The sequence below is a fragment of the Streptomyces sp. DSM 106670 genome (assembly GCF_055792845.1).
In genome coordinates, this window is sequence record NZ_CM147704.1 from 6740500 (window position 1) to 6763447 (window position 22948).

At 70.9% G+C, this 22948-nt stretch carries 26 protein-coding genes; 15 read left to right on the plus strand and 11 right to left on the minus strand.

Translation table 11 applies throughout. The features are described from left to right. Positions 1-234 precede the first annotated feature (234 nt). Positions 235-3123: a helix-turn-helix transcriptional regulator gene (locus tag ACSMXR_RS29830; RefSeq protein WP_473170301.1), complete on the plus strand. Its 2889-nt coding sequence runs from the start codon at positions 235-237 to the stop codon at positions 3121-3123. A gap of 85 nt (positions 3124-3208) precedes the next feature. On the opposite strand, the gene ACSMXR_RS29835 is transcribed toward ACSMXR_RS29830, so the two are convergent. The 4 genes from ACSMXR_RS29835 to zapE all read right to left on the minus strand — a co-directional run bounded on the left by ACSMXR_RS29835 (position 3209) and on the right by zapE (position 7327). Continuing rightward, a complete protein-coding gene (locus ACSMXR_RS29835) occupies positions 3209-4090 on the minus strand; it encodes a polysaccharide deacetylase family protein (RefSeq protein ID WP_473172461.1) in 882 nt (293 codons plus the stop codon). A 109-nt stretch (positions 4091-4199) separates the two neighbouring features. Beyond that, a complete protein-coding gene (locus ACSMXR_RS29840; protein ID WP_473170302.1) occupies positions 4200-5573 on the minus strand; it encodes an alkaline phosphatase PhoX in 1374 nt (457 codons plus the stop codon). Between the two features lie 140 nt (positions 5574-5713). Continuing rightward, positions 5714-6139: an OsmC family protein gene (locus ACSMXR_RS29845; RefSeq protein ID WP_381847692.1), complete on the minus strand. Its 426-nt coding sequence runs from the start codon at positions 6137-6139 to the stop codon at positions 5714-5716. 93 nt (positions 6140-6232) lie between these two features. Beyond that, positions 6233-7327, minus strand: a complete 1095-nt coding sequence (gene zapE, locus ACSMXR_RS29850; protein ID WP_218524351.1) for a cell division protein ZapE — start codon at positions 7325-7327, stop codon at positions 6233-6235. Positions 7328-7364: 37 nt separating this feature from the next. On the opposite strand from zapE, the gene ACSMXR_RS29855 reads away from it, so the two are divergent. The 4 genes from ACSMXR_RS29855 to msrB all read left to right on the plus strand — a co-directional run bounded on the left by ACSMXR_RS29855 (position 7365) and on the right by msrB (position 10697). Further along, positions 7365-8153, plus strand: a complete 789-nt coding sequence (locus ACSMXR_RS29855) for a pyrimidine reductase family protein (RefSeq protein ID WP_364882417.1) — start codon at positions 7365-7367, stop codon at positions 8151-8153. 163 nt (positions 8154-8316) lie between these two features. Next, the gene (locus tag ACSMXR_RS29860; RefSeq protein WP_030079682.1) at positions 8317-8769 is read left to right on the plus strand and encodes a hypothetical protein; all 453 of its coding nucleotides are present in this window, start codon (positions 8317-8319) and stop codon (positions 8767-8769) included. Positions 8770-8838: 69 nt separating this feature from the next. Continuing rightward, complete coding sequence (gene murC, locus ACSMXR_RS29865; RefSeq protein WP_218524349.1) at positions 8839-10239, plus strand: UDP-N-acetylmuramate--L-alanine ligase; 1401 nt, start codon at positions 8839-8841, stop codon at positions 10237-10239. A gap of 50 nt (positions 10240-10289) precedes the next feature. Continuing rightward, the gene (gene msrB, locus ACSMXR_RS29870) at positions 10290-10697 is read left to right on the plus strand and encodes a peptide-methionine (R)-S-oxide reductase MsrB (protein ID WP_137230560.1); all 408 of its coding nucleotides are present in this window, start codon (positions 10290-10292) and stop codon (positions 10695-10697) included. Positions 10698-10788: 91 nt separating this feature from the next. On the opposite strand, the gene ACSMXR_RS29875 is transcribed toward msrB, so the two are convergent. Beyond that, positions 10789-11256: a hypothetical protein gene (locus ACSMXR_RS29875; protein ID WP_381793638.1), complete on the minus strand. Its 468-nt coding sequence runs from the start codon at positions 11254-11256 to the stop codon at positions 10789-10791. Between the two features lie 129 nt (positions 11257-11385). On the opposite strand from ACSMXR_RS29875, the gene ACSMXR_RS29880 reads away from it, so the two are divergent. Together ACSMXR_RS29880 and ACSMXR_RS29885 are read left to right on the plus strand one after the other, a co-directional pair. Further along, the gene (locus ACSMXR_RS29880) at positions 11386-12624 is read left to right on the plus strand and encodes a hypothetical protein (RefSeq protein ID WP_473170303.1); all 1239 of its coding nucleotides are present in this window, start codon (positions 11386-11388) and stop codon (positions 12622-12624) included. After that, the gene (locus ACSMXR_RS29885) at positions 12608-13411 is read left to right on the plus strand and encodes an alpha-ketoglutarate-dependent dioxygenase AlkB (RefSeq protein WP_473170304.1); all 804 of its coding nucleotides are present in this window, start codon (positions 12608-12610) and stop codon (positions 13409-13411) included. The genes ACSMXR_RS29880 and ACSMXR_RS29885 overlap by 17 nt, the downstream gene beginning before the upstream one ends. A 3-nt stretch (positions 13412-13414) precedes the next feature. Here the strand turns inward: ACSMXR_RS29885 and ACSMXR_RS29890 are convergent, their stop codons facing one another. Continuing rightward, entirely contained in the window at positions 13415-14389 is a 975-nt protein-coding gene (locus ACSMXR_RS29890; protein WP_473170305.1) for a saccharopine dehydrogenase, read from the minus strand. A gap of 108 nt (positions 14390-14497) precedes the next feature. Between ACSMXR_RS29890 and ACSMXR_RS29895 the strand changes: the two genes are divergently transcribed. Together ACSMXR_RS29895 and ACSMXR_RS29900 are read left to right on the plus strand one after the other, a co-directional pair. Next, positions 14498-15088: a TetR/AcrR family transcriptional regulator gene (locus ACSMXR_RS29895; RefSeq protein ID WP_473170306.1), complete on the plus strand. Its 591-nt coding sequence runs from the start codon at positions 14498-14500 to the stop codon at positions 15086-15088. A gap of 120 nt (positions 15089-15208) precedes the next feature. Then, a complete protein-coding gene (locus ACSMXR_RS29900) occupies positions 15209-15946 on the plus strand; it encodes a dienelactone hydrolase family protein (protein ID WP_137230760.1) in 738 nt (245 codons plus the stop codon). A 36-nt stretch (positions 15947-15982) separates the two neighbouring features. Here ACSMXR_RS29900 and ACSMXR_RS29905 read toward each other — a convergent pair whose 3' ends face one another. The 3 genes from ACSMXR_RS29905 to ACSMXR_RS29915 all read right to left on the minus strand — a co-directional run bounded on the left by ACSMXR_RS29905 (position 15983) and on the right by ACSMXR_RS29915 (position 17659). Continuing rightward, positions 15983-16372, minus strand: a complete 390-nt coding sequence (locus tag ACSMXR_RS29905) for a hypothetical protein (protein WP_473170307.1) — start codon at positions 16370-16372, stop codon at positions 15983-15985. 166 nt (positions 16373-16538) lie between these two features. Beyond that, entirely contained in the window at positions 16539-16784 is a 246-nt protein-coding gene (locus ACSMXR_RS29910) for a DUF397 domain-containing protein (protein ID WP_473170308.1), read from the minus strand. Further along, positions 16781-17659, minus strand: coding sequence for a helix-turn-helix domain-containing protein (locus ACSMXR_RS29915; protein ID WP_473170309.1), 879 nt, complete (start codon positions 17657-17659; stop codon positions 16781-16783). Before ACSMXR_RS29915 ends, ACSMXR_RS29910 begins: the two co-directional genes overlap by 4 nt. Positions 17660-17812: 153 nt before the next feature. On the opposite strand from ACSMXR_RS29915, the gene ACSMXR_RS29920 reads away from it, so the two are divergent. The 4 genes from ACSMXR_RS29920 (at position 17813) to ACSMXR_RS29935 (ending at position 21045) form a co-directional block, all read left to right on the plus strand. Further along, positions 17813-18274 carry an ATP-binding protein gene (locus tag ACSMXR_RS29920; protein ID WP_170994457.1) on the plus strand — a complete coding sequence of 154 codons (462 nt, stop codon included), beginning with the start codon at positions 17813-17815 and terminating at the stop codon, positions 18272-18274. A 528-nt stretch (positions 18275-18802) separates the two neighbouring features. Then, entirely contained in the window at positions 18803-19006 is a 204-nt protein-coding gene (locus tag ACSMXR_RS29925) for a cold-shock protein (RefSeq protein WP_473170310.1), read from the plus strand. A gap of 154 nt (positions 19007-19160) precedes the next feature. After that, positions 19161-20615 (plus strand): DEAD/DEAH box helicase, encoded by a 1455-nt coding sequence (locus ACSMXR_RS29930; RefSeq protein WP_473170311.1) that lies wholly within the window; start codon positions 19161-19163, stop codon positions 20613-20615. Between the two features lie 88 nt (positions 20616-20703). Continuing rightward, positions 20704-21045 carry an SCO5918 family protein gene (locus ACSMXR_RS29935; RefSeq protein ID WP_473170312.1) on the plus strand — a complete coding sequence of 114 codons (342 nt, stop codon included), beginning with the start codon at positions 20704-20706 and terminating at the stop codon, positions 21043-21045. Positions 21046-21127: 82 nt separating this feature from the next. On the opposite strand, the gene ACSMXR_RS29940 is transcribed toward ACSMXR_RS29935, so the two are convergent. Next, complete coding sequence (locus tag ACSMXR_RS29940; RefSeq protein WP_086778838.1) at positions 21128-21487, minus strand: hypothetical protein; 360 nt, start codon at positions 21485-21487, stop codon at positions 21128-21130. Positions 21488-21608: 121 nt separating this feature from the next. Then, a complete protein-coding gene (locus tag ACSMXR_RS29945) occupies positions 21609-22073 on the minus strand; it encodes a MarR family winged helix-turn-helix transcriptional regulator (protein ID WP_137230587.1) in 465 nt (154 codons plus the stop codon). A gap of 70 nt (positions 22074-22143) precedes the next feature. On the opposite strand from ACSMXR_RS29945, the gene ACSMXR_RS29950 reads away from it, so the two are divergent. Both ACSMXR_RS29950 and ACSMXR_RS29955 read left to right on the plus strand, forming a co-directional pair. Further along, complete coding sequence (locus tag ACSMXR_RS29950; protein ID WP_137230589.1) at positions 22144-22512, plus strand: VOC family protein; 369 nt, start codon at positions 22144-22146, stop codon at positions 22510-22512. Between the two features lie 60 nt (positions 22513-22572). Continuing rightward, positions 22573-22932 (plus strand): hypothetical protein, encoded by a 360-nt coding sequence (locus tag ACSMXR_RS29955; protein ID WP_473170313.1) that lies wholly within the window; start codon positions 22573-22575, stop codon positions 22930-22932. The last annotated feature ends 16 nt before the right edge of the window (positions 22933-22948 follow it).

The following is a 22948-nucleotide window of genomic DNA, read 5'->3' on the forward strand; positions in this document are numbered from 1 at the left end:
CCGGCCGGACGGGGGACGTATGCGGCGCCCGTACATGCGCCGCGGACGTCCCCCCTCTATCCACCGCCGTCGCGACGGGCCATCATGAGGCCGTCCGGCGGCCCGGCCCGGCCGGATCGCGTCGGCCTGCTTCGCGTCCGCCCGCTTCACGTCTGCCCGAGTCGCGTCCGCCCCGCATCGTGTCCGCCCGTCCGCCCGTCATGCCGATGCCGCCCAGGGGTGCGGAAGGAAGCCGTGAACGCACAGCCGCCGCCCTCCGCCCCCGGTGTCCTGATCGGACGGTCCGCCCTTCTGGACGACGTCCGCGCGGAGTTCGGCCGCAGACCCGCCGTCGTGGTGATCACCGGCGAGGCGGGGGTGGGGAAGAGCCGGCTCGTACGGGAACTCCTCCGACGGGCCACGCCACCGGGCGCCGTCACCCTGATCGGCCGCTGCCAGGAGCCGGACGGGCCGTCCTTCCCGTTCTCACCGATCATCGAGGCCCTCGGCCCGTCCGAGGCGCTGGCGGCGGCCCTCCCCGCAGACCTGCCGACGGTGACCGGGGCCCTTCGCGGACTGCTGCCCGACCTCGCCGGTCGCCTCCCGCCCGCCCCGCCTCCCCTGGGGGACCCGGCCGCCGAACACCACCGTGTCCTGCGAGCCCTGTATGCGCTGACGGCGTCACTGGGGGACGTCGTTCTGGTCGTGGAGGACCTCCAGTGGGCCGACGCGTCCACGCGCGCCGTTCTCCGTACGGTCGTCTCCGACCCGCCGCCGCGCCTGGGGCTCGTGCTCACCGCCCGCGGCCACACCGTTCCCCACACCGATGCCGAGGGCGGCGACGGGCTCCCGTTCCCGTTGCGCGCACCGGCTCATGTCACGGTGGCCGAGCGGCACCTCGCGCCGCTGTCGGCGGCGGAGACCGGGGCGCTGGCCGCCGATCTGCTCGGCGCGCCGGCGGTGCCGCAGGAGTTCGCCGAGCGGCTGCACCGCTGGACCGGCGGCCTGCCCTACGTCGTCGAGGAGGTGCTGCGCGGATGGCCCGCCCGCACGGAGCCGCGTACGGAGCCGCGTACGGAGGCGGCGGAGGAGCCGGAGCCGCCCCTGCCCGCGTCCGTGCGCCGCGTGGTGGTGGAGCGCCTGCGTCACCTTCCTCCGGCGGCGCGCCGGGTGGTCGCCGCGGCGGCCGTCCTCCGCGACCCCGCGCCCGTGGAACTGCTGGGAGCCGTCGCGGGGCTGGACGAGCCGGAGACGCGCCGGGCGCTCGCCGCCGCACTGCGGGAAGGGTGCGTCCGGGCGGCGGGCGGCTCCTACACCTTCCCCTACGACCTGGCGCGCCGGGCCGCCTACGAGGCGGTCGCCGAACCGGAGAGGCCCGTGCTGCACCTGCGGGCGGCCCGCGCCCTGGCCCGGCACACGAGCCCCCTTCCGCTGGCGGAAATGGCTGGCCACTACCGGCGCGCGGGCCGCGGCGCGCAGGCGGCGCGCTGTCTGGAGGCGGCCGCGGACCGGGCGGCCGGGGGCGGAGACGCGGGTACGGCCGCCGCCCACTATCTCGACGCCCTGCGCGGGGGCCCCTCGCCCGTCGCCCGCGACCGGATCGCGCTGAAGCTCGCCCGGGTCGCGCTGAACGCCCGCCCCGGCCCGGAGGTGCCCGCCGCCCTGCGGCAGGTGCTCGGCCTGCACTCCCTCGGACCCGGCCCGAGCGGAGAGATCCGGCTGCTCCTGGGGCTGTTGCTGCGCAACCAGTCGGGTTCCGGTCTTGAGGCGCTGGAGGAGATAGCGCGCGCGGTTCCCGATCTCCTCAGCGTCTCCACCGGGCAGGCCGCACGGGCGCTGGCGATCACCGCCATCCCCTCGCTCAAGGGCTGGCCGGTCGGCGAGCACCGGCGGCTGCTGGCCGAGGCGGAGCGGCTGCTGCCCCGGGTCGAGGAGGAGGACCTGCGCTCGGCGGTGCTGGCCAACCGCGCCACCGCCCTGGCCCTGATGGGCGATCCGTCGGCGTGGGCGGCGGTGGCCGACCTGCCCGGCACCCTCACCGGTGAGGCGGCGGCGAGGGTGCACGCCAACCTCGCGGGCGCCGCCGCCTCGTTGGGACACCCGGAGCGTGCCCGTGCCTTCCAGGCCCGGGCGTGGCAGGCGGTGCGGACGAACCATGCCCCGTATCTCGAAGCGTTCGTCGAGACCACGGACGTCGTCGCCGCCTACACGGGCGGCCGGTGGAAGGGGCTCCTGGAGCGGGCCGGGCGCGCCGAGGAGCAGTACCGGAACGTGCCCGACTTCCACGCGGAGGCCCTGCTGGTCTGCGGACTGCTCCGCCTCCACACCAAGGGGCAGACGGATGTGGCACGCCGCCTCCTGGAGCAGGCCGTTCGGACGACCGCGCTGGACACCGGCGTCGTGCTGACCTCCGCCGCGGCCGCCGTCGCCCGGGTCCATCTGGCGGCCGCCCGCCCCGCCCGGGCCGTCCAGGCGGTGGAGGGGGCGCTGCACCACGTCCGCCGTACGGGTGCGTGGGTGTGGGCGACGGCGCTCGCGCCCCCGGCCGTCGAGGCGCTGATCCGGGACGGCCGCCCCGGCGAGGCACACCGCCTGGTCGCGGAGCTGGCCGAGGGCATCGCCGGCCGGGACGCTCCGGCCGCCCGAGCCGCCCTGCTCACCTGCCGGGCCCTGCTCACCGCCACGGACGGCCCGAGGGCCGGAAGCGGTACGCCCGACGCGCTGTACGCGGCCGCCGCGGACGCCTGGACGAAGCTGGAGCGCCCCTGCGAAGCCGCGTACGCGAGGGAGGCCCTGGGCCTCCACCTGCTGGCCACCGGCGCGGCGGGCGGGCGCACGGTGCTGCACGAGGCGATCGCGGCCTACCAGGACCTCGGTGCCGTATGGGATGTGCTGCGGTGTCAGCGCGGACTGCGGGAGCACGGCCAGGTCACCGTCCGCAGACCCGGCGCGCTGGGGTACGGCGACCATCTCTCGCCCCGGGAGAGGGCGGTGGCCCGGCTGGCCGCGCTGGGTCTGTCGAACCGTGAGATCGCGCGCGAGCTGGTTCTCTCGCACCGGACGGTCGAGCACCACGTGGCACGTGCCCTGCGGAAGCTGGGAGTCTCGTCCCGCACGGAGATCGGCCCCCAGCTCGGACGCTGACGGGACGACCGGCCCACAGCTCGGCCGCTGGCACGACGGTCGGCCCGCGGCGCGTGCCGCTGTCGGCCGTCGGAACCCGTCGCGCCTACCGGGCGGCGTCGTCCATCAGCTCCGACACCTTCACGAAGCGGTAGCCGCGCTCGCGCAGCTCCGGCACGATCCGGCGTACCGCCGCCTCGGTGGCCGGGGCCGCGCTGCGGGTGCAGTGCATCACCACCAGCGACCCCGGCCGCACCCCGTCCAGCACCTGTTCGGCCACCGCCCCCGCATCCGTCGCGAACGCGTCGCCGCTGACCACGTCCCACTGCACCGCCGTCACGTCGGCCGGGGCCAGTGCGCGCAGTGCCGTGTCGTCGTAGCAGCCGCCGGGGAAGCGGAAGTACGGCACCACGTTCCGTACGCCCGCCTTCCGGAACGCCGTGAACGCGCGCTCCACATCGCGGGTCATCGCGGCCTTCCCGACCACCGGCAGGCCGTAGCAGGGGGCGCTGAAGGCGTGGTGGCTGTAGGAGTGGTTGGCGACCTCGAACAGCGGGTCCGCGCCGATGGCCTTCGCCTGCGCCGGGTACTCCTCGGCCCAGCGCCCGGTCATGAAGACGGTGGAGGGCACCTTCAGCCGGCGCAGCAGCGCGATCAGTTCCGGGTTGTCGAAACGCTCGCCGGAGGCCGCCCGGGGGCCCTGATCGGCCGTCATGTCGGCGTCGAACGTCAGCGCCACGACCTTCTCCGCCGAGCGGCCGGCCGTGCCCCCGCCCGCCGGTCTCCGCTCGAAGACCGGGATGCGGCCCGCCGGACCGGGGGCCATCGTGGGCGGCTTCTCCGGTGCGGCGGAGGCGGGGGCGGAGGCAGGGGAGGAGGCCTGGGAAAGGGGGGTGGGAGCGGCCGGGGGAGCGGGTGCGGGGGACGCGCCCCCGCACCCGGTCAGGGCGGCGCCGGTCAGCGCCCCCAGGACCGTCAGTGTCGTCATCTTCCGTGCAGCAGTGATCACTCACGGAAAATATCCGACAAGATGGTCATATCTTCTGACGGCGCTCCGGCGGGCCCGGCACTCCGTCGAAGCGCCGGAGCGGGCTACCTCAGCACCACGGCCCCGTCACCGCGAACGTCGTCCCCGGCGTGTAGCAGTTCACGTACATCGTCGAGCCGTCCGGCGAGAACGTGACGCCCGCGAACTCGCCCCACTCCGGCTCCTCGGGCGTCCCGATGTTCTGCCGCCCGCGCGCCATCGCGTACACCTCGCCGCGCCGCGTCACCCCGAGCACGTGCTGCGCGCCGCCGCCGTCCTCACAGACCATCAGCCCGCCGTCGGCCGCCAGACAGATGTTGTCGGGGGACTCGCCGGGCAGCTGGATGTCGGTGTCCGGGCCGAAGAGCACGACCAGGGTGAGCCGCCGCTTCTTCGGCTCGTACCGCCACACCTGCCCGTAGTGGTCGGCCGCCGAGCCCTCGTCGCGGTGGGCGAAGCTGGAGACGAAGTAGACCGAGGAGCCGCCCCAGTAACAGCCCTCCAGCTTCTGCGCGTGCGTGATGCCCTTCGGCCCGAAGTCCTGGAAGCGGATCGCCGTCCCGGCGGCCAGCGGATCCGGTACGGGAACCCACTCGATCCGGTCGAAGCTCGCGCCGGTCTCCTGGACGGCCGACAGGTCCGGCACGCCCGGCACCCGCATCGCCTCCAGCGCCCCGCCCGCCCGCAGCGAACCGGTGCCGCCGAGCGGCTTCTCGGGCAGGAAGCGGTAGAAGAGCCCGAACGGCTTCTCGAACGCGTCCTCGGTCTCGTACACGATCCCGGACTTCGGGTCGACGGCGATCGCCTCGTGCTGGAAGCGGCCCATCGCGGTCAGCGGGACGGCCCCGGTGCGGTGCGGATCGGCGCCGTCCACCTCGAAGATGAAGCCGTGGTCCTTGGTGTAGCCGTTGGTTCCGGCCTTGTCCTCGGTCTCCTCGCAGGTCAGCCAGGTGTGCCAGGGGGTGGGCCCGCCCGCGCAGTTCACCGCCGTACCCGCGATGGCGACGCGTTCGCCGAGCACCTTGTTGCGGCCGTCCAGCTCCAGCGACGTACAGCCGCCCTTGGCCGCCGGGTCGTAGGTCAGCCCCTCGACGGTCGGTACGCCGATCTCGGCCGTGTGCCGGTTCTCGTGGTTGCGGACGAGGTGGACCCGCCCGTTGCGGCCGCGCAGGGCGGTCATCCCGTCGTGGTTGCTGGGCACCGGCCCCTCGCCGGAGCGCAGCGGTTCGCCTTCCCGGGACAGCACCCGGTAGCGGAATCCTTTCGGCAGGTCGAGCAGACCGTCCGGGTCGGGGACGAGGGGGCCGTAGCCGCCGTGGCCGCGTGCGGCGGCCGTGCCCGCGAAGAGTTCGGAGAAGGCCCCCGTGAAGGCGACCGCGGCGGCTGCGCCGCTGCCTGCCAGGACCTGACGTCGGGTGGCGGTGGTGCGGGGTGCGGTTGACATGAGGTGACTCCCTGTTGGCGGACAGGTGAAGTGACCCGCACGTGTGTAGCACGCACTGAGGCGCGGGGGAACCATGCGTACCCCCGCGCCCCGTGTTGCCGCTGGGACGGGCCCCGTTGGGAGCAGCCGTCCGCGGAAGATCAGGCCAGCGAGGCCGACAGCGTGATCGTCGTGCCCGTCAGCGCCTGGCTGACCGGGCAGTTCGCCTTGGCGTCCTCGGCGGCCTTCACGAAGCCGGCCTCGTCGAGACCGGGCACATCGCCCACGACGCTGAGGTGGATGCCGGTGATGCCCGTACCGGGCTGGAAGGTCACCTCGGCCCTGGTCTCCAGCTTGGCAGGCGCGGTGCCGGCCTGGGCGAGTCCGTGGGAGAGCGCCATCGAGAAGCAGCTGGAGTGCGCGGCGGCGATGAGCTCCTCGGGGCTCGTCTTGCCGTTCGCCTGCTCCGAGCGGGAGGGCCAGGAGACCGGGTAGTCACCGATGCCGGAGGAGTCGAAGGTGACGACCCCCTTGCCCTCGATCAGGTTGCCTTCCCAGTTCGTGTGCGCCTGACGCGTGGTAGCCATGCTGGATCCCTTCGGACGGTGTGCGCGGTGGTACGGGACAACAAGGGGCGCCTCGCAGTGCGCTCGGTACCCCCTTGCGTTACGCCCCCGAACCTACTGCGCCACCAGCCCCTTCGCGTCACGCGCCAGTGCCGTCAGCCGGGAGATCGCCCGGAAGTACTTCTTCCGGTACCCGCCGTTCAGCATCTCGTCGCTGAAGAGCTTGTCGAACGGCAGCCCGGAGGCGAGCACCGGCACCTCCCGGTCGTACAGCCGGTCGGCCAGCACCACCAGGCGCAGCGCGGTCGACTGGTCGGGCACCGCCGTCACCCCGGTCAGGCAGACCGCGCCGAGGTCGTCGGTCAGCGCGCCGTACCTGCTCGGGTGGACCCGGGCCAGGTGCTCCAGCAGCCCGGGGAAGTCGTCGAGGGACGCGCCGGGAGTGGCGTACGCGGCCCGGGTGACCTGCTCGTCGTCGTACGGCGGCGGGGCCTCGGGCAGACCCCGGTGCCGGTAGTCCTCGCCGTCGATGCGCAGCGGGCGGAAGTGCGCGGACAGGCCCTGGATCTCGCGCAGGAAGTCGGCGGCGGCGAACCGGCCCTCGCCGAGCTTGCCCGGCAGGGTGTTCGAGGTCGCGGCGAGCGCCACCCCGGCCTCCACGAGCCGGCTGAGCAGCGAGGACACCAGCACGGTGTCGCCCGGGTCGTCGAGCTCGAACTCGTCGATGCACAGGAGCCGGTGCCCGCTCAGGGTCCGCACGGTCTGCTGGAAGCCCAGCGCGCCCACCAGGTTGGTCAGCTCCACGAACGTGCCGAACGCCTTCAGCGACGGCTCGGCGGGCGTGGCGTGCCAGAGGGAGGCCAGCAGGTGGGTCTTGCCGACGCCGTAGCCGCCGTCCAGATAGACCCCGCGCGGCCCGGTCGGCGCGGCCGGCTTCCTGCTTCCGAACCACTTGCGCCGCCCGGCGCCCGTCGCGTGCGACCCGCCGAGCCCGGCGGCGAAGCCCGCCAGGACCGTGACGGCCTCGCTCTGGCTGGGCTGGTTCGGGTCGGGTACGTACGTGTCGAAGCGCACCGAATCGAAGCGCGGCGGCGGCACCATCTCGGCGACCAGACGGTCTGCGGGGACGTGCGGCTCACGGGCGCACAGGGACAGCGGGGCCGTTTCGGAAAGGGGGCTCTGCCCCGGAAACGCGGTGGATGACGACACAACTCTCCACCCTAAGGCCCGTGCCAGACTGCAACCCATGCGAAGCCTGTTCCCTGTGACGGACCTGACAACGACGGGCCCGGCCGCCCCCGACCGCGAGTGGAGCCTCGACGAGCTGGCGGAGGCGTACCCCTACCCCGCCGGCCTCGCCGCCGGGACTCCCTGGCTGCGCGCCAACATGGTCTCCACCCTCGACGGGGCCGCCCAGCACGACGGCCGCTCGCAGCCCATCTCCTGCGCCGCCGACATGCGGATCTTCGGCACCCTGCGGGGCCTGGCCGACGTGGTGATCGCCGGGGCCGAGACCGTACGGCAGGAGGGGTACCGCCCGGCCCGCGCCCGGGAGGCGTTCGCGGCGCGGCGCGCGGCGGCCGGGCAGGGGCCCGCGCCCGCCGTCGCGGTGGTGACCGGCTCCCTGGACCTGGACTTCTCGCTGCCGCTCTTCACCGAGCCGCTCGTCCCCACCCTCGTGGTGACCGGCGCCGGAGCCCCCGCCGACCGGATCGCGGCGGCCCGGAAGGCGGGCGCCGAGGTGGTGATCGCGGGCGACGGCACCCGGGTGGACCCGGCCCGTGCCGTGCGCGAGCTGGCCGGCCGGGGGCTGACCCGGCAGCTCACCGAGGGCGGACCCCGGCTGCTCGGTCAGTTCGTGGCCGCCGGTGTGCTGGACGAGCTGTGCCTGACGATCTCCCCGATGCTCACAGCGGGTGACGCCCAGCGCATCGCCGGGGGCCCCGGGGTCGCCGTGCCGGAACGTTTTTTCCTGGCATCGCTGCTGGAAGAGGCCGGTTTCCTCTTCACTCGGTACCGTCGGACTGACAGTTAGCGGAATTTCCCGTTCCGCTTAGCTTCGGCTGGGCACACTTACCCCTGCAGTCCCCGTGGAAGCGCGGGGAAGGATGGTTTCAGCAAACGACCGTCGACGGTCGAGCCGGCAGTCGACGAGACGAAGAAGCGGAAGGGCGCCTGTCGTGTTCACAAGCGTTTTGATGATCGAGAAGCCGCTCACTCCCGAGGACGTGGATTTCGTCACCACTCTCCACGGCGAGGAGCGGATCTCGTTCGTCGTTCTGTTGCAGCCGCGCGGTGACCAGGCCGATGTCCTGCTGCGCGCGATCGACGACGTGGCGATGGGGGAACTGAAGGAAGCGGTCCGCGAGGGCGAGGAGCCGGAGGGCAACGAGGCCCGCGAACCCGCCGAGATCGGCCTCGAATACTCCCTACGGGCACTGCGCGAGGCGGGCTCCGAAGCGGTCGGACAGGTGATCGAGGATCACCCGCTCGACAAGCTGAAGACCGTGGTCGAGGACGCGGGCGCCGACGAGGTGATCGTCCTGACGGCCCCGCACTACGTGGAGGAGTTCTTCCACCGCGACTGGGCCTCCCGGGCCCGGCACAAGGTGGGCGTCCCGGTGCTCAAGCTCTTCGCGCACAGCGAATAGGCTGAAGCCGCGCGGCCACCGGAGGCAAGCCGGTACCGCGCCGCCACGTCACGGACCCTAGGAGCACAGATGGCACCCGGCATTCCCGCCGCCATGGAACGACCGCACTTCATCGGCATCGGCGGCGCCGGAATGTCGGGCATCGCGAAGATCCTCGCGCAGCGCGGGGCGAAGGTGGCGGGCAGCGACGCCAAGGAGTCCGCCACCGCCGCATCGCTGCGGGCGCTGGGGGCGACCGTGCACATCGGACACGCGGCAGGCCACCTGGCCGACGACGCGTCCTGTGTGGTCGTCTCCAGCGCCATCCGCGCCGACAACCCGGAGCTGCTCCGGGCGAACGAGCTGGCCATCCCGGTGGTGCACCGCTCCGACGCGCTGGCCTCGCTGATGAACGGCCTGCGCGCCATCGCGGTGGCCGGCACCCACGGCAAGACGACGACGACGTCGATGCTGGCCGTCGCCCTCTCCTCGCTGAGCCTGGCCCCCTCGTACGCCATCGGCGGCGATCTGGAGGGCCCCGGCACCAACGCCACGCACGGCGAAGGGGACATCTTCGTCGCGGAGGCGGACGAGAGCGACCGCAGCTTCCAGAAGTACGACCCCGAGGTCGCGATCGTCCTCAACGTGGAGCTGGACCACCACGCGAACTACGCCTCGATGGACGAGATCTACGACTCCTTCGAGACCTTCGTCGGCAAGATCGTCCCCGGCGGCACCCTGGTCATCTCCGCCGACCAGCCCGGCGCGGTCGAGCTGACCCGCCGGGTCCGCGACCTGTCCGACCTCAAGGTCGTCACGTACGGCTCCGCCGAGGACGCCGACGTACGCGTCCACAAGGTCACCCCGCGTGGCCTGACCAGCGAGGTCACCGTCCTCCTCAACGGGAAGTTCCTCACCTTCACGGTCTCGGTCCCCGGCGCCCACTACGCCCACAACGCGGTCGCCGCGCTCGCCGCCGGGGTCGCCCTCGGCATCCCGGCGCACAATCTGGCCTCCGCCCTCGGTTCGTACACCGGGGTCAAGCGCCGCCTCCAGCTCAAGGGCGAGGCGGCGGGCGTACAGGTGATCGACTCGTACGCCCACCACCCCACCGAGATGACCGCCGACCTGGAGGCCATGCGCGGCGCGGCCGCCGACGCCCGCATTCTGGTGGTCTTCCAGCCGCACCTGTTCTCCCGTACCCAGGAGCTGGGCACCGAGATGGGCCAGGCCCTCGCGCTGGCCGACGCCTCCGTGGTCCTGGACATCTACCCGGCCCGCGAGGACCCGATCCCGGGCATCACCAGCGCCCTGATCATCGACGCGGCGAAGGCGGCGGGCGCCGAGGTCGCCGCCGTCCACGACCAGGCGGACGTGCCCGCCGCCGTCGCGGGAATGGCGAAGCCCGGTGATCTCGTTCTCACCATGGGAGCGGGCGATGTCACCGACCTCGGCCCGCGCATCCTGGACCACCTGTCGAGCGACCGGTAGCCGAGTGGCGACCGGATCGAGCGGCCACCTGTCGAGCTGAGGAGCGGGACGTGTCGTACGACGTCGAGAAGCCGGACGAGCAGTGGCGGGCGGAGCTGAGCCCCGCCGAGTACGCGGTGCTGCGCCAGGCCGGCACCGAGCCCGCGTTCAAGGGTGAGTACACCGACACCAAGACGGCGGGCGTCTACTCCTGCCGGGCCTGCGGTTCGGAGCTGTTCCGCTCCGACACCAAGTTCGAGTCGCACTGCGGCTGGCCGTCCTTCTACGACCCGAAGGACACCGACGCGGTCGAGCTGATCGAGGACCGCAGCCACGGCATGGTCCGCACCGAGGTGCGCTGCGCCCGCTGCGGCTCGCACCTGGGCCATGTCTTCGAGGGCGAGGGCTACCCGACCCCGACGGACCAGCGCTACTGCATCAACTCGATCTCGCTGACCCTGGCGCCGGACGAGAGCTGAGCCCGGCCGGGCTCACACCTGTGCCCCCGCCCCCTCCCGGCATACGCGGGAGGAGGCGGGGGCACAGTGCTGTCACCCTCACGGCGGGGGATCACCCGTCCGAAGACGTCTCCGCCTCGGACCGCAGCAGCGGGTGGATCACGCCCGGGAAGACCGTCGCCTGCACGATCTCCTCGGCCGACCCGCCCCGGACGACGGTCTCCGCGACGCCCCAGGGCCGCCCGGCCAGGTGGATGGTCAGGGTGTACGAGGAGGAGCAGCCGGTGCACTCGTAGCGATCGGCCCAGGTCTCGACCTCGGTGGTGGAGCCCGGGTAGCGCTTCACATGGCGGTGGCGGGCGTGGCAGTGGTCGCAGGTCTCGCCCGGCTCGCAGGTCCCGCCGCACGGACACGGCACGTCGAAGGAGTCGGCGGGCGTCCAGCGCTGCACGAGGACGGCCTCGCGGGTGGCGCCCATGTCCTTCATGGCCTTGAGATTGCGGGCGGCGACGTTGTAGGACTCGCCGGTGGCGGCCATCCGGTCGCGGATGACGTCCTTGCGTCCACGGTTGGTCGTCATGTGGTTCCTCCTGGGGTTCACGCAGCCCGCCAGGAGGCCCATGAGTCAGATCATTACCTCTTTACGTTACTAGAGACCACGGAGAACTTCGTTGCTCGCCGTCGAGACCCCGTGAGAGCATCACGTCCGATGTATACAACAGAGGTATCAGAAGCCCGCATCGAGGACGCGAACAACGTCCTGGTCGCTCCTTCGGCATTGCAGGACGACGACGTGGTCCGGGAATTCTTCGGGTCCACGATCACTCCGGAGCACCTTGCCTCCGGTGCGTCGGACCTCGCGGGGAAGACCGTATACCTGTGCGGCGATGTATCCGGCATCAGCGACCGCCAACTGCGCGCGGCCGACTGGGTGTTCGTCGTCGGCGAGCTGTCGACCGGTTACGACGGGGGCGCCGACGCACCGTGGGCCGTCGTCGGCATCGGCAGGGTGCCCCTCCGCGTGCACGGAGTCGGCGTGTACTACCGCCGCTTCTTCGAACGCGACGCCGATCACTTCGGACGGATCAGCGCCGAGCACGCATTCCAGTCCCTGACGGAATCCAACAAGCCCGGAACCGCCCACCGCAGCGGAATCTATCTGACGCCCGTCACGGAAAACGGCGACGGGCTGCATTTCCGCCTGCTCCGGTGCTCCACGAATTTCTCGGGACCGACCGAAAGCTTCCGCCCGACCGACACGCAGATTGTCGATGCGCTGAACCGTGAGGCCGCCGACGTCTTCCGGGACCGGGCGCCGCTGAATCACGTCCTCGCGCAGGTCTACCACAACACCCTTGCCACGCCCGAGCGCAAGCAGTCCAAGGCCAAGATCTCGGCCCATGCCGACAAGACCAAGGACATGCCCGCCAACGGCATCATGGCTTTCTGTACGTTCTATGACGGGCTCGACAAGCTGCGCCCCTTGGCCGAAGACCCCTTCGATTACGGGGTGAAGCGTGCCAGCGGCCTGACCAGACTGCATTTCCGCCTCAAGAAGTCGGCGGAGGGAGCGGAGGGGCCCGAAGAGACCGCGCTCCCGCAGCAGTTCACGCTGACGCTCTATCCCGGCTCCGTCTTCTTCATGCCGCTGTCCACCAACCGCCTGTACACGCACGAGATCCGGCCCTCGGGTCTGGACGCCGAGCTGCTGCCGACCCGCCTGGGATACGTGGTGCGCTGTTCGAGCGCCGAAGCCGTGCACAAGGACGGCGAAACCTTCCTCAAGAAGGCCGGAGGCCTGGTGAAGCTGGGGCCGCCCACCGAGGACGGCATGGAGGATCTGCGCAGGCTGTACGCCGAGGAGAACAGGACCGCGTCCTTCATCGACTACGGCGACAAGTTCCTCTTCAGCATGAACTCCGGAGACTACGATGCGCCCCGGGTCTGACCTCTCGGACCTCTCGGACGAGATCCGCTCGTACGCGCTGCCCATCGAGCCGAATCCTTTCGCGGAGCTGTCGGAATCGGTTCGATGGGAAGACGTGGGCAAGGGCCGGCGGGGCGCCACGCTGGCCAGGGTCGACGAGGCGGGTGGAGTGCCGCTCGTGCGCACCACCACGCGGTACGGAAGCCCGGCGCAGCGCTTCCGGGCGGTGCACGAGCGGCTGGCGCAACAGATCCGGGAACGCGCGGAGCTTTCATCCGTCGAATTCAACAACGCCCTCATCGAGAGCTACACGAACGCCTATACGACCATGGGCTTCCATTCCGACCAGGCTCTTGATCTGGCCGACGACTCGTTCATCGCGGTCTTCTCCTGTTATCAGCACCCGGAGGCGAGCCCGCCGAGGAAGCTGATCTTCGAAGTGAAAGAGGCGGCCGCTGATTCCGGTGATTCCGGCGGCGAGAAGTTCGAGGTTCCTCTCGCCCACAACAGCGTCGTCGTGTTCTCCGTCGCGTCGAATCGGCGACTCAAGCACAGAATCGTCCTGGACGCGCCCGACCGGACGGCGGACAACACCTGGCTGGGCGTCACCTTCCGGACGTCGAAGACGCTGGTCCGCTTTCGCGACGGACACGCGCACCTTCCGCAGGGTGCGCGTCTCACATCGGCCGACGACGAGCAGCAGAGCGAGTTCTACCGACTGCGACGCCGTGAGAACAAGGAAACGGACTTCGTCTACCCCTCGCTGACGTACACCATCAGCGAGAGCGATCTGATGCCACCCGTCTGATGCTCAGTTGTCGATGAAGACGGCGCCGATCTCCGCCATGCGCTCGGCCGCGTACGCCGGGTCGACCAGGGTCTCAGGCGTGTGGAGGCCCGGTGGGACGGCTTCGCCGCGCAGGCCGAGCTGCCGCTCGACACCGAGGGCGATACCGAGTGCGGTCAGGGGACGTTGTCCTGCCGGGTGGACGAGGTAGCGGCTGCTGCTGAGCGGTGCACCGGTCGGATCCACTCCTTCGAGGTCGATCCGGATCTCGCTGGAGGCGGCGTCGCCGCGACGGCGAGCCGTGGATTCGCCGACGGCCATGTCGAAGCGGACGTTCGCTGCTCCGGTGGCGAGGGCGAGGCTCGGTACGTCGAGGACGGCGATGCTCCGGCCGGGCAGGACGACGCCGTCGGTACGGGACACACCCGCCTCGGCGTCCGGACCGTCGACCCAGGTGAAGACCCCGTCCCGGCGTACCGTCCCCGCCGTGGTGGCGACCGCCCACCGCTCCAGATCCGCTTGCCCTGCGGGCCCGCCGGTGTCCGACTCGTCCAGTACGGCGCCGATCCGGACGGTATCGACCCGGTGGAACTCCCGGGCCGAGGCCAGCGTCGCGAGCACGACGGCACCGGCGCAGAAGTGGCCGGCCACCAGGACCGGCGAGGTGTTTCCGCGCTGTGCGGCGGCGAGGGCTTCCGGGGCGATGTCCACCAGGCTGCTGGAGATGCTGAGGTAGGGCAATCCGTGGTCCTGCGCGTAGCGCAGCCCGTTCAGGCGGTCGTCCCACAGCGCGGCGACCACCGCCGCGTAGCTGTGCCCGGCCGGTAAGCCGAGATCGCCGCGCCGCAGATCAACGGTCACGGCTGTCGCGCCGCCGAGGTCGTCGGCCACCCGCCGCGCGCGGTCGATGTCGCGACCCGCGATCGTCAGAGGCAGTTCCGGGTGCCACCGGCGCAGCAGAGCGGCGGTGTCCGAGCCCGCCTGCCCCGAACCACCCAAGATCAGTACTGGTTTCGACCGTTCCACCGTGAACCCTCGCATCCATGAAGCTACATTTTGTAGCCTACGTTTTGTAACATAGCCTGGAGGGCGACACAACGGAGGACCATGGCCACCACCTCGACCCGTCTGCCCAAGCAGGCCCGGCGGGAGCAGCTGCTCGACACCGCCGTGACGATCGTGCGGCTCCACGGCACCGACGGCCTGACGCTGGTCACCCTCGCGGAGGCCGCCGGGGTGAGCAGGCCGATCGTGTACGACCATTTCGGCACGCGCCCCGGCCTGCTGCTCGCGCTCTACCGACGCCTCGACGAACGTCACCGCGCCGCGATCGTCCAGGCGCTGGAGGAGGCCGCGCCCACCGCCGACGAGGCCGCCCGCGTCATCAGCGCCGCGTACTTCGCCTGCGCCACGGACATGCCGGAACTCAACGCCGTATCAGCCGCGTTGAAAGGAAATCCGGAGATGGAGGCGGTCCAGCGCGAGATGCTCGACGGCTATACGGAGCTGATGGCCGCGGCGCTGCTGCCGTACTCCGGCCACACCCCCGAAGCCCTCCGGCTGCGGTGCGCCGGAGTGCTCGGCGCGGCGGAGGCGATGGCCGCCGAGCTGAACCGAGGGCGGGTGTCCGCCGACGACACGGTCACCGCACTGACCGACCTGATCAGGGGCGGCCTCGACACCCGGACAGGCGGTTAGCCTCGCTGCTCTGCCGTCGGCAGAACACCGGCCGGACCGGGCTCGACGGTCACTAAAGTCCCGTCTCATGACGACGACGGCGATGACGACGACGGTGGCGAGGTGACGGCGGTGACGGCGGTGACGACCGTGACGACGCGTACGGTCGAGTACCCGGCCGACGGTCTGACGATGGTCGGGCACCTCGCGCTCCCGGCCGGTGCCGACCGCCGGCCCGCGGTGCTGATCGGGCCGGAGGGCATGGGGCTCAGCGACGTCGAGCGCCGCCGGGCCGATGCGCTCGCCGAACGGGGCTATGTGGCGCTGGCCTTCGACCTTCACGGCGGGCGCTATCTGGGCGATCCCGAGGAGATGCTGGCCCGTTGCCTGCCGCTGCTCGCCGACCCCGACCGGATGCGGGGCATCGGCCATGCGGCGCTCGACGTGTTGCGCGCCGAACCGCGGACCGACCCCGACCGGATCGCCGCCATCGGCTACGGCACCGGGGGCGCGATCGGGCTGGAGCTCGGCCGCGACGGTGTCGGCCTGCGCGCGATCGGGACGGTCAACGCGACCACCACGGGCCGCCCGGGCGAGGCGGCGCGCATCCGCTGCCCGGTGTGGGCCGGGGTCGGCTCGGAGGACCCGATCATGCCGCCCGAGCAGCGGACCGCTTTCACCGCCGAGATGCAGGGCGCGGGCGTCGACTGGCGTCTCACGGTCTACGGCGGAGCCCTGCACGCCTTCCACCACCCGCCGGTCGACCACCCCACGGTCCCCGGCGTCGGCTACCACCCACAACACGCGCGGCGCGCCTGGCGCGATGTCGTCGACCTGCTCGCCGAGTGCCTGCCCGTGACGGACGGTCAGGAGGCATGACCCGGGCAGGCACGTTCGCGCGGGGACCGGCGGCCGCTACGCGGAACCCGTTGCCGCCCCACCCTCCGGCCGTTCGTCCTTCCGGTACTTGACCGCCAGTACCGCGATTCCCACTCCGGCCAGGCCGATGGCGCCTCCGATGGCGACGACGATCCAGCCGAAGAAATCCTTGGCCGAGTCCTGCCGGTCGGCGGCCTCATCGGCGCCGAACGAGTCGGTCGTGCCGCCCGTGGACCGGGAGTAGCGCTCACACGTCTCGCCCTCCTCGATGACCTGGCTGCCGCAGAGCGCCGGCGGCGTGTCGAGGATCATGTCCCTGCCCAGCAGCCCGACCCAGATCCCGGCCGCCAGCAACGCGAGCACGACGATCGACATGCAGCCCCACTGGCCGGCATTCCCTACATCGTCGCCCTGCTGCTGCCGCATGTCGCGGACAACCCGGCCTACGCCATCGACCCCACGGCGAGCGCCGTCGTGATGTACGTCTACATCTGCTTTGCCCCGACCTGGTACGCGACCCGGCTGCGCGCGGAGCCGATGCGGTCAGCCGCCCGGGCGCAGCAGGGCGGCTGACGGAGAGACAGGAAGCTCGTCAGCCCTGGGCGGCGTACGCGAGGAAGTGCGTCCAGGCGGTCGGGGTGAGCGCGAGCTGCGGGCTCTCCTCGATCTTGGAGTCGCGTACGTGGATGGTGGAGGGGCATGCGGCGACCTCGACGCAGGAGTCGCCGGAGCCGCTGCTGTAGCTCGACTTGTGCCACTCCAGCGCGACCTCCACGCAGGAGTCGCCGGAGCCGCCGCTGTAGCTGCTCTTGAACCAGGCCAGGTCTGTGGTGCTCATCTCGCTCCTCGCATACGCCGCATCAGGCCCTTGGAATCGTCCAACGAGAGAGCCTGTGAACGCATACTGGCACACCGCATCTGGAGTGCGCTGATCACCTTGGGGTCGGAGATGAACTGTCCGTGCTCCTGTCCCTCCAAGTAGCCCAGCCACTGGTGGTCCGGGGTCTCCAGCAGCTGCATCGGCCCGTCCAGTCCCGCGTGGTGATGCCGTACCAGTGGCATGATCTGGATGTCCACATTGCGCAGCTCGGACAGGTCGAGGACGTGGTCGATCAACTCCCTGGTGACCTCCTCGCCGCCCAATTCCCTTAGGAACAGGTGCTCTTCGAGGATGAAGGTGAACGCGGTGTTGGGCCGGTTCCGCAGGAGCTCCTGACGTTCCAGCCGAGCCGCGAGCTGCGCCTCGATCTGTTCGTCGCCGAGCGGCGGCAACTGGTCGGTGAACAGCGTGCGCGCGTACGCAGGCGTCTGCAACAGCCCCGGAATCAACCGGCACTCGTACGTGTACAGACTCAGCGCGCCCAACTCCAGCAGCGCCCACTGCCGGAACCAACTCGCCAGCCCCTTCCGCCGCGTCAGATGCTTCGCCGCCGCCAGGATCACCCCGAATGCGTCGAGGAGACTGTCCGCGCGTTCCGCGAAGTCCGGAGGCGGGAGGCGGCGGCCCTGTTCGATGGAGGCGATGGTCTCCAGGGAGTACCCGACGAGCGGCGCGAACTGTTCCTGGGTCATCCGGGCCCGTTTGCGGAAGGTCTTGACGATCTCCCCGAACATCTTGAGGTTGTAGTGCGGTTCGGGTTCGGTGCGGCCCGTGCCGCCGTTGCCGAAGGTCCCGTACGTCGTGCTGTCGATGCCATCCGTGCCGTGCGTCATGTACGGCCACCTCCCCGTGCGCCTGTCCTGGTCCGCGACCCGTCCATGCTCACGGAACGTGACCCGTACCGTCTACCCTTCGCACCCGTACGCTGACTGAGCGTACGGGTTGCTGACCTGGTGGAGCGGGGCCGGGGCCCGGAATCTGGGGGCATGGAAGCGTCTACGAAGACCCAACCCCCCGTAACCGTACGTGTGTTCAACCGTCAATACCGCGCGGATCCACGCGGCGCCCGGCTCGCCCGCCGCGTCGGCCTCCACAAGCTGCACACCTGGGGCATCCCGTATCTCAGTGACGCGTCGGAGTCGGCGGCCCTGATCATCGGTGAGCTGACGGCCAACGCGGCGACCCATGGCCGGGTGCCCGGTCGCAACTTCGAACTGCGGCTGTCGTACATGCCCGGCGATCCGGCCGCGCCCGGCCTCCTGCGGATCGAGGTGTCCGACACCCGGGGCGAGCGCCGGCCGCCCGGCCCCGGTGAGATCACCGTGCCGGACGGCGGCTCCGACGGCGGGCGCGGGCTGCTGATCGTGGAGGCCCTGGCGGACCGCTGGGCGGTCTTCGACCGCAACCCGGGCAAGACGGTCCGGGCGGAGCTGGACCTGCTGCACTGACGGGTTCTCCGCGATACCGGCTGGCCTGGCCTGGCGTGCGGTCGGCGGCGGGTGGGGCGCCGCTCTCCGCCGGCGCCCGGCCGGCAGGCCGACCTGTCGTACGTGAAGACCTCTTCCTCCGCCTCGGCGGGCAGCCCGACGTGCACGGTGGCCATGGCGTACTGAGGTTCTCGGAAAATGTCGGAGTGCAAGCGTGAACTCTTTTTCTGATTCCTCGTACCTGAAACGCTGCGCCCCGGGCGGGGCAATATCTGTGGCCGTCGCGTGAGGTTTCGGTTCGTCGGGCGAAGAGGGTTTTTGCTTCGAGTGGGGGAGCGGGGTTATTCTCGGCATCCGGATCACTACGGCGTGCTACTGTCATTCCCAGTTGCAGTCTTGCTGTTTCCCAAACTTCGAGCGCCGCCGCCGATTTCCGGCTGGTGCAGGCGCTTCGGTTTCTCCGGACATCGTTCTCCGGGTGGGGCATCACCGCGGCGACCCGGCATCCGTACCTCACGGTCCCGGCGTACTGCCCAAGGGAGACATGACATGGCATCCGGCACTGTGAAGTGGTTCAACGCGGCCAAAGGGTTCGGCTTCATCGAGCAGGACGGCGGCGGGGACGATGTGTTCGCCCACTTCTCCAACATAGCCGCCGACGGCTTCCGTGAACTGCTCGAAGGTCAGCAGGTCACTTTCGACATCGTGTCGTGCCAGAAGGGCCTGACGGCCGAGAACATCGTTCCCGCCTGACCTCGCCCGCATCCCGTATCTGATATTTCGTGCTCTCTTCCGCCTGCGCGTCGGAATATCTCGCACGTTTCTTTCGGCCCGTTCCTGTGATTCCCCGCGCTGTTTCTCCGCTGCGGGAATTCCTTGGTACGTGCCGTATCAAGGAAGGTTTCCTGTGAACTCCACCCGTACGAACGACCGCACCTCCCGCACCTCCCGCAACCGCAGCCGTACCGGCGGCCCGAGCGGCCCGCGTCCGGTCGGCCGCGGTCGGCGGCCCGTCGTGGTCCAGGGCGAGTTCGCACCGCCGAAGACGCTCACCCCCGCACTGCCCGCCGTCGAGGCGTTCGCCGAACTCGACATGCCCGCGCTGCTGTTGGCCGCGCTCACCGCGCAGGGCGTGAGCGTTCCGTTCCCGATCCAGGGCGCGACCCTGCCGAACACCCTCGCGGGCCGTGACGTCCTCGGCCGCGGGCGCACCGGCTCGGGCAAGACCCTCGCCTTCGGCCTGGCCCTGCTGGCCCGTACCGCCGGACAGCGTGCCGAGCCCCGTCAGCCGCTCGCTCTGGTCCTCGTACCGACGCGTGAGCTGGCCCAGCAGGTCACCGACGCGCTCACCCCGTACGCCCGCTCGGTGAGGCTGCGCCTGGCCACGGTGGTGGGCGGCATGTCCATCAGCCGGCAGGCGGGCGCGCTGCGCGGCGGCGTGGAAGTCGTCGTCGCCACCCCGGGACGGCTCAAGGATCTCATCGAGCGCGGCGACTGCGCCCTGGACCAGGTCGCGATCACCGTGCTGGACGAGGCCGACCAGATGGCCGACATGGGCTTCATGCCGCAGGTCACCGCGCTCCTGGACCAGGTCCGCCCCGAGGGCCAGCGCATGCTGTTCTCCGCGACCCTCGACCGTAACGTCGACCTCCTGGTCCGCCGCTACCTCACCGACCCGGTGGTCCACTCCGTCGACCCGTCCGCGGGGGCCGTCACGACGATGGAACACCACGTCCTGCACGTCCACGGCGGCGACAAGCACCGGGCGACGACCGAGATCGCGGCGCGCGAGGGCCGGGTGATCATGTTTCTGGACACCAAGCACGCGGTGGACAAGCTCACCGATCACCTGCTGCACAGCGGCGTACGGGCAGCCGCTCTGCACGGCGGGAAGTCCCAGCCGCAACGGACTCGTACCCTTGCCCAGTTCAAGACCGGGCACGTCACCGTCCTCGTCGCCACGAACGTCGCGGCGCGCGGCATCCACGTCGACCACCTCGACCTCGTCGTCAACGTCGACCCGCCGACCGACCACAAGGACTACCTCCACCGCGGCGGCCGTACCGCACGCGCCGGGGAGTCCGGCAGCGTCGTCACCCTGGTCACGCCCGGCCAGCGCCGCGACATGACCCGCCTGATGACCGCCGCCGGGATCGTTCCCCTGACCACGCAGGTCCGCTCCGGCGAGGAGGCGCTCAGCCGGATCACCGGATCCCAGGCCCCGTCCGGCATCCCCGTGACGATCACCGCGCCGGTGGCCGAGCGGCGTCGGCGCAGTGCGGCCCCGCGCGGACGGCGCGGCTCCGCCTCCGCCCCCCGGCGTGCGACGGGGCGTCAGTCGTCGTTCGGTGCGGCCGCCTAGCCTTCGCGACCGTTCCTCGCCCTTCTCGCGGCTTCTTCGCCGCTTTCCCTTCGCCCTTCGCCCTTCGCCCTTCACTCTGTGAGGCAACATGCGCTGTGTCATCGCCCGCTTCCCCTTCGACCTCACCAAGAGCGGCGTCCTGGAGTCGATGAGGGGCATCAAGCCCGAGCAGGTCAGCGGTGAGGCCGTGATCATCGGGCGGCGCACCTACCCGGTCAAGCAGGTCGGGCAGGTCATCACCCGCCAGGACCGCCGCGACTTCAGCGCGAGCGAAGTCCTCCGGGCCATGAGCCGACTCGGCTTCACCTGCACCGGCCGCGCCGCGACGGCCGTAACCGCCGTGCCCGAGCGCGGACTTGTCGCGCCTCGGCGTGTGCTCAGCCCGTTCCAGCAGGCCTCTGCACTGCTCGGCGGCCCCGCGGCCGCCTGACGGGCGGGCACGGGGCCGGTTCGAGCGGACGGCGCTGGTGGTCCGGCCGACGGAGGGCGGTGGACTGCGGGGCGTGGGCGGGTCAGTGGTCGGAGTAGCTGAAGTCGCCCATGGTCCAGGCGCTGACATCCTCGATGGCCACGCGGTACATCCCGCCCGTCTCCGGGATTCCCACCGATCCCTGGAGGATCCGGGCCACATGGAAATGCAGATGCGTGGGCGGCCCCTCCTTGCGTGCGGCGGAGGTGAAGACGGCGGCGAACTCGCTCAGCCGGTCCGAGTCCGCCAGGACCTCGGAGACCCGCTGCCTCCAGACGGACTCCGGGGCCAGGCGGCCGGTGATGACAGCGCCCCCGGCGACGACGGTCAGGGACATCTGGTTGCTGTGCCCGGACTCCACCAGGGCTGCGACAGCGGAGAGCAACTCGTCAGGCTTCGACATGAAAGAACATTCTAGTCGGCGGCCTCCACCCTCCGGCTGTCCGGTCGGAACCGGACCTGCCGCGCTGAGGGGCCTCGGCGCGGCCGTGGCTGGACGCCGTCGCGGCTAGACGCCGTCGTGGCTAGACGCCGTCGTCGCGGTCGCCCTCGCGCAGGGAGCGAACCATGCTCCGCAGGACCCGGAACGCGGTTGCCTGTTCGGTCTCGGTCATACCGGCCAGCATTCTGACCTCGACGGAACGGACCGCCGCGGTCGCCTTCTCCAGGCTCTGCCGGCCGCGGGGCGTGAGCTGCGCCGGAAGAACCTTCCCGACCGCCGCTTCCGCGGGCCTGACCACGTAGCCGTCCCGCTCCAGCGTCTGGAGCAGCACGTTCATCGTCTGCCGTGTCACGAACGCGCCGCGCGCGAGCTCGGAGTTCGACATGCCCGGCCGTTGCGCGAGCAGCTCCAGGCAGGAGTAGTGCGTCACGGTCATGCCGAGTGGCCGCAGCACCTCCTCCATGGCTGCGCGCAGAGCGCTCGAAGCCTCTTTGAGCAGGTAGCCCAGTGATGTGTCCAGGTCGACGCCGGGGCTCTTTTGACTCATGTCAGAAGTCTGACATACAGTGGTGCATGTCAGATAACTGACACGAAGTGCGACGCGAAGGAGCACCGCCATGCCCGCCACCGGTCCCGATTTCCTCTCGCTCCAGACGAGCGACCTCGACGCCTCGCAGGCGTTCTACGAGCAGTACCTCGGCCTCGTCCGCTCGCAGGCCGGGCCTCCGCACGCCGTCGTCTTCGAGACGAAGCCGATCGCGTTCGCACTGCGCGAGCTCGTCCCCGGCACGGACCTCGCGTCCGTCCCGCAGCCCGGCGTCGGGGTGGCGCTCTGGTTCCACGCCACGGAGGTCCAGGCCATCCACGACGCGCTCGCCGCCGCCGGCCACACCATCGTCTCGGCCCCCGTCGACGGCCCCTTCGGTCGGACGTTCACCTTCGCCGACCCCGACGGCTACCACGTCACGCTCCATGACCGCGCCTGACGGGCCGTCACCTCGATCGTTATCCCGATCGTCATCCCGGGAGCTGGGTAGAATCTTGAGGTGAAACCAGACTTTACGAACATTCGGCGAATCCCGGACGAAGAAATATCGTCGAGGGACATCCGCTACCTGGCGCTGGTGCAGGTCGACCTCATGGCGCTCTATCGCCGTTGGGGGCGGCCCGACGTCGGAGTGGACTCACTGGCCGAATGGCTGAGCTTCGGTTTCGCGTTGCCCAGTGGAGAGAAGTTCACTCTGCAGCGAGAGGCCTACCATCCGCCCACGCCCGGGTTTCTCCTCAGCGTGACCGGTCCACTCTTCTTCGCGGAGGCGGCGGGGCAAGTGGTGGAAGCGCTTGACATCCCAGAGGCACGCGCGATCGAGTTGAGTTCCGAGGTTGTGAGTCAAACGCAACCCTGAATCGTCTCCCCGATGC